Consider the following 5,775-nt stretch of genomic DNA (forward strand, 5'->3'; position numbering starts at 1 on the left):
CCACCATCGGTTTTTTCTGCAGGGTATCGGCTGATGCGATTTCTGATTTCTGTCCGTACACTTCCGCTTCCACATCAAAGGCAAGTCCATAGGATCCGGCGCCAATCTGCACCCGCCCCGACCAGGCTGTATTGGTCATGGGTGGACGAATGAAAGGACAATAAGATGGTTTCACAAAACTGATGGTGGTGGAGAACTTACCGCCTACTCCTTTTGACAGGTAGGCCATCGAGATGAGGTTATTGCGTACCTGGTCGTTGCTGAGGTGCACCTGTTCACTGAGCTGCAACGCTTTTATTCCCGTACGCGAATTGTAGTCGGTTCCCAGCCCCCCGCCGAAAGACAGTTTGTTCGCATTGTATGCCGCACCGGCACCCAACGACACTTTACCGGAAAATGAAGTACCGGATCTTGAGTTTACCTCCATGCCATAGTTCAACGTGGCGCCCAGGTTGGCAGCAAACTTTTCGCTACCCCCGAACATCGCTACATTGAATAAGGATACACTTCCCCGGATACCCGCATTGAGCGAGGGCCCCAGGTAGTTATTAAATGCAACGCCCAGTTCAAGCGTTACCGGCACCTTGATTCCTAACCATTCCGCATCACCGCCGATACCAAGTCCCCAGGTTTTATTGGCTTTCATTTTTTGCGTTTGCTCGAGTACTTCGGTCCCGTTAAAATCATCCGGGATACCCCGCATATTCCGGTTCACATTACCGGGGTTGATGTTCCAGCCCAACCCCACCCAACTGGCTTCCTGTTCAGCTGATACCCCGCCATCGTAATAAATATTAACCGGGTAACCACCTACATCCAGCAATGGAATGTTATAACTGAAATCACCGGTAAACAAATTCACCAGCTTATCGGCGCTTACCGACCGGAAGGATGACATTTCCGGCTGGCTGGGACCACCGATAAAATTGCGCTGCTTTGGCCGGTTGGCAGTCTTCTTTGTTTCCGTTTTTTTGGAAACAGTCCTGGTAATTTCAGGCCTGGAAACAAAAGCAGGAACAGGGCGCGGATTGTAACTGCCGGTAGCACCATACTTCCATGAATAAGCGGGTGCAAAGGCTGCCCGCCCCGGCAATACAATTGATACCAGAAAGATAAACCCAAAGAATCCGGCGATCTTTTTGCAGTGTTGACTGGCTAATTGTGAAATCATATAGCTGTATAAAACTGGTTTGTATTTTAGTTTGCCATTCTGAATGATGCGCGGTAGTGCGACATCTGCAGATCGGTGATATCTATAAAATAGGTAACGTCTTTTTTGAATGCCTGATCGAGTTTGAACACCATCAGGTTGTTACCATAGTCAATCGTTTTCTTTATATCTTTGATCACTTCTCCCTTCTCATCCATAAACCGGATCACCGATTCATGGCCTTTTTCGTAGGAATAGAACTTTACGCCAAACATATTATCAGACACAGTAACCGTAGCCGTATAATCACTTCCCTGTTTTACTTCTATATAGGCGCCACTGAAGCGGGCAGGCTTTTCAGGTTGTTCCTGCGTAACCCTGAACGTCCATACATCGCTTTGGGCGGCATAGTTTTCGCCATTTTTTGCAATCACCCGCCAGGCATATACCTTTCCCGTATCGAGCCGCTTTGCAGAAGATGGATAATTATTTATTAATGTGGTTAACCGGCGCATGTTATAAACCGGCATATTTTCCTGAATGGCGGCCCCTGCTGTTTGATCGCTTCTCACTTCTGTTACCAGCAAATCATAATTCAGGTCATTGAACAAGGTAACCGGTGCAGGCGGCAACCAACTGAATTGCGGCCAGGGTTGTTGTATCAAGGCGGAGTCTGTTGGCATGGTAAGCTGAGGCGGACTCAGCGGCTGTACTTCAATGGAAATGCAGTTTTCAGATAAAACCTGGTTTTCTATTTTGGCATCTGTATAAACCGTGTAACAGGCCTGGAAATTTCCAATCGGCAGCAAGGCATCACCCAACCTGCCGAATGCCGGTGAAAAATACTGGTAGTCTATCGGTTCAATATCGGCTGCTTTGAGCTGTTTTACTCCTTTGACGAGCGTAACAGGCCGGGTATAGGCCGTAAGGACAGGTTGGTTGTCTGCCAGGTCTACCAGTGTGAGCCCGATCATCACACTGACCGGATTGTTACCGGAATAAATCAACGAGAGATTCCATAACTGTTTTTTCTGTACGATGCCTGCGGGCGGTTCCTGCACGGAGACCGACACCTGCGCATTGCCTGCAAGGGCTAACAGCACGAATAACATTACAGATAATAATCGCCTGTACATATGCTCCTGTTTAAAAAGTTTTATAATAAGTAAGTCTCCCTACCCTATTTTCCGTGAGTTGCCTGTTCAAGCCCGGCAAAAAACCTTTATCGATCATCAGTTGAATATCACCCAACCGCGGAATTCTCAGGGTAAGGCTGGCATTGTATCCCCATTGCTTTTCCGGTAACAAACTATACCGGATCATTTTGGCGCCTGCGCCCACAGAGACAATCTTGCTAACAGCCACCTGTACATTATTCTCCAGGGTATACATATCGTACTCGGTGCTGGTGCTCAGCGACGCATTGAGCATTAATGAGAACCGGCCGAATGCAGCGTTCTGGCTGAGTAAAAGATTCTTTGAATTGTAATACACAAAACCTGAGTCGGACATTTCGTTATAAAACCGGCTATATACTGCATAGGTGCTTAACTGGGTTTCTTTAATATTATAATAATACCCGGCACTGCCCGTCATTATATAATATCTTGTTTCGGTGTATTGATCATCGCCCGTTTTGATAAGCTGGTAAGAAGGATAATATCCTGCAGAAAGTACCGGCCATTTTTTTATGCGCGCGGTTGCCTGTATACTTGCCAGTAAAGAAGAACTTTTATAGGTAGTTGCTAAAAATGGATTGTTATAATCGTTTTGCTGAAGAGAGGTTACAAAGGTCAACTGCTTTTTAAACAGCGGTTGCTCCAGCCTGCCCAGCCATTTTAATTGCGAAGCCCCGGTTGTAAAGGAGCTGAACGATTGAAAATTGGCGCCTGTATACCGAAGATTACCGGTAAAGCGGGTACGGGTTTTAGGAAAGTAAGAAAGCAAATTAAATGCAACGGCTTCGTTACTTCGCTCATTAAAATTGGAAACGGCATTCATCCAGCTCTTTCGCTGTAAACTGTCTACACTGTAATACGGCATAGTGGATTTGGCCACTTCGCCAATCAGCGTAATATTTTTGTTGAGGCGGTATTGCCCTTCCAGCGTAACACCGGCCAGTTTATATTCGGGGATGCTACCGCCTGCCTGTGATGCAATGGACGCGTTAAAAAACTGGCGTTTTCCGGTGTAATAAGTCAGATAGAGGTGATTGCCATTTTTCATTCCCTTTCCAAACCGGGCCAATGCTACATACTGATTTGAGCGCACGCCATTGGGAACAATATAATCCCGGAAACGGTAATCAACTTTACCAACTGCCAGGGCATAATAATAGCGGGGATTGAATTCTACCTGTAACCCGGTAATACTCACATTTCTTACAGACAGCTCGGTATAATCGGCCGTACTTCTGCCAATGCTCAGCGTTTGTAAACTCGACAATGTTTTATAGCCTTTTGGCAATACAGTATCGGGAACATTTAATTGCTGTAAATGTGCTGCCAGCGCCGTCAGATCATTTCCACTCTCTATTTGCTTTTTTACTGCAGCCAGATTAAGTTCATCATTCAGCTTTAATTTCCGGTACAGATTCTCAATAGCCTCCAATTCAGTACGCAGGCTATCGAGTTGTTGTTTTTTAGCAGTAATACTGTCTTTATACTGATCTATTTTTCCTGCTTCCTCAATTATTTTATCCTTTACATCGCTTACTCTTTCCTTTAAACTATCTACTTTATCTACAGGCAAATGTTGGTTGTGTGAGCCTGTTCCGGAACGCTTGCTCAACAGTTCTTTTTCCCTCTCTTCCACCATCTTCTGGGTAACATCGGGCGCCTGTAAGGATTGACTGAGGTTACCAATCGTTTTTTTCTTTGTCTCTATCAACCGCTTCAGCGAATCCAATTTGCCCGATTTGGAAGCCAGGTACGATTGAACCGAATTCCACAGCCTTTCTTTTATATTCCGTTTAAATTCCGATTGATTGAATTGAAAATTAAGATCCGTATACTTTCTGAATAAGGAAGAATTGCTGAAACGGGTGGTAACATATAATTTAAAGGGATACCGTTCTTTATACACCAGATCGAGTCTTGTTTGAACCGTATGTTGATACACGTTTTTTTCGGCGTAAGGCGTATCTATACGCGACCGGTAATTGACATCATATAATATATTACCAGTGATCTTAAGTAATGGTACGCGTCTGTTTTCAACCGGTTGTTGTGCTACTGTTACATTCTCACTGGCTCCGTTCGTTTCAGGTATACCAATATAAAATACATCATACCGGTTACTTACACCTGATATTCCAACGGCTCGCAAGCGTTCGCGTGCAGGAAAGGTATCGCAGGCAATCTTTTGTTCATTCCGCCCATTCAAATGCCGGATGTTATTGGCATAAGCAATTGAACCAGCAGACATGCACCAGCCTATGACTGATATGGTCAGCAGTTTTAGCACCCCGTTTTGGTTTACTAACTTATAATATGTTACAATCGCTAAATTCTTTCGGGAAGAAATGTATTGGTAAGAGGAACGTGGGGAGGTTTGTAGTTAGTTAAGGTTATCGACATAAGAAAAAGGTTTGGTTGTTATGGTCAAAAACGAATATGATTCAAGTTAAATAAAAAATCAGTACCACCAACTTAATTTTATAACCGTGCAGTTTTTGCGTAAAAGCGCGTCGATTCGGACCATATTCGTGCAGGGCCTCTTATGCAGGTTAAAAAATAATATTAACTTAGTACCATGTCCAGATCAATTCTCAAAGAAGCGCCCCCATTGACCAAGTCGGACTGCTTCTCGTTGTTTGCCAGGTACAAAACGGAATTCGATTTCCCCCTGCATTTTCATGAGGAATATGAATTGAACTTTATTGAAAATGCCAAAGGGGTGAAACGGGTGGTGGGCGATAGTATGGAGGAGATCGATGACCTGGAACTGGTGCTGGTGGGCCCTAATATTCCGCATGCCTGGTTCACCCACAAATGCCAGAGCGCTCAGATCTTCGAGGTCACCATTCAATTTCACCGCGACCTGTTTCATGAAACCATGTTGAAAAGAACGCAGCTTGGTTCCATCCGCGACCTGTTTGAACAATCCATCAAAGGCATCTTGTTCTCAAAAGAAACGATACAACGCGTGGCGCCGCGCATCAAAGCACTGGAACATAAAACGGGTTTTGATTCGCTGGTGGAGCTGATGATCATCCTGAACGAATTGGCCATCGCTCCGGACGCGCGTTATTTGTCGGGCGAGAAGATCTACAACGCCGATTATATTTATATGGATAGTGTGCGCATGGAAAAACTGATCGAGTTCATGAACGCTAACTTCAACCGCCCGGTTCGACTGGCAGAAGCGGCCACGCTGGTGAACATGGCCGAGACTGCCTTCAGCCGTTTCTTTAAAACAAAAACGGGGGTGAACTTTGTCGATTTTCTGAACGACATCCGCCTGGGTCATGCCGCCCGCCTGCTAATCGATACTAAAGATTCTATTGCTGACATTGCCGCCGCCTGCGGCTTTACCAATATCTCCAATTTCAACCGCACCTTTAAACGTCAAAAAGGACTAACGCCAAAAGACTTCCGAAGCAAACATGGCAATGTAGGCGAACG

Annotated in this window: 4 protein-coding genes; 1 reads left to right on the plus strand and 3 read right to left on the minus strand. The window is 45.2% G+C overall.

Annotation, left to right across the window (positions count from 1 at the left end):
• The 3 genes from ACJ751_RS06365 to ACJ751_RS06375 form a co-directional block, all read right to left on the minus strand.
• Positions 1-1,171 (minus strand): hypothetical protein (locus ACJ751_RS06365; RefSeq protein WP_407744538.1); only part of this gene is annotated, 1,171 nt, incomplete at its 3' end.
• Positions 1,172-1,197: 26 nt separating this feature from the next.
• Positions 1,198-2,286: a hypothetical protein gene (locus tag ACJ751_RS06370; protein ID WP_407744539.1), complete on the minus strand. Its 1,089-nt coding sequence runs from the start codon at positions 2,284-2,286 to the stop codon at positions 1,198-1,200.
• Between the two features lie 10 nt (positions 2,287-2,296).
• A complete protein-coding gene (locus ACJ751_RS06375) occupies positions 2,297-4,615 on the minus strand; it encodes a hypothetical protein (protein ID WP_407744540.1) in 2,319 nt (772 codons plus the stop codon).
• A gap of 288 nt (positions 4,616-4,903) precedes the next feature.
• Between ACJ751_RS06375 and ACJ751_RS06380 the strand changes: the two genes are divergently transcribed.
• A partial coding sequence (locus ACJ751_RS06380) for a helix-turn-helix domain-containing protein (protein ID WP_407744541.1) occupies positions 4,904-5,775 on the plus strand: 872 nt, incomplete at its 3' end.

It is taken from the genome of Niastella sp. (assembly GCF_045805085.1).
In the GTDB taxonomy this organism is placed as follows: domain Bacteria; phylum Bacteroidota; class Bacteroidia; order Chitinophagales; family Chitinophagaceae; genus Niastella.

Bases quoted from the DNA above. Each gene is read 5' to 3' on its own strand.
- ACJ751_RS06370 (WP_407744539.1), bottom strand. From the start codon at position 2,286: ATGTACAGGCGATTATTATCTGTAATGTTATTCGTGCTGTTAGCCCTT.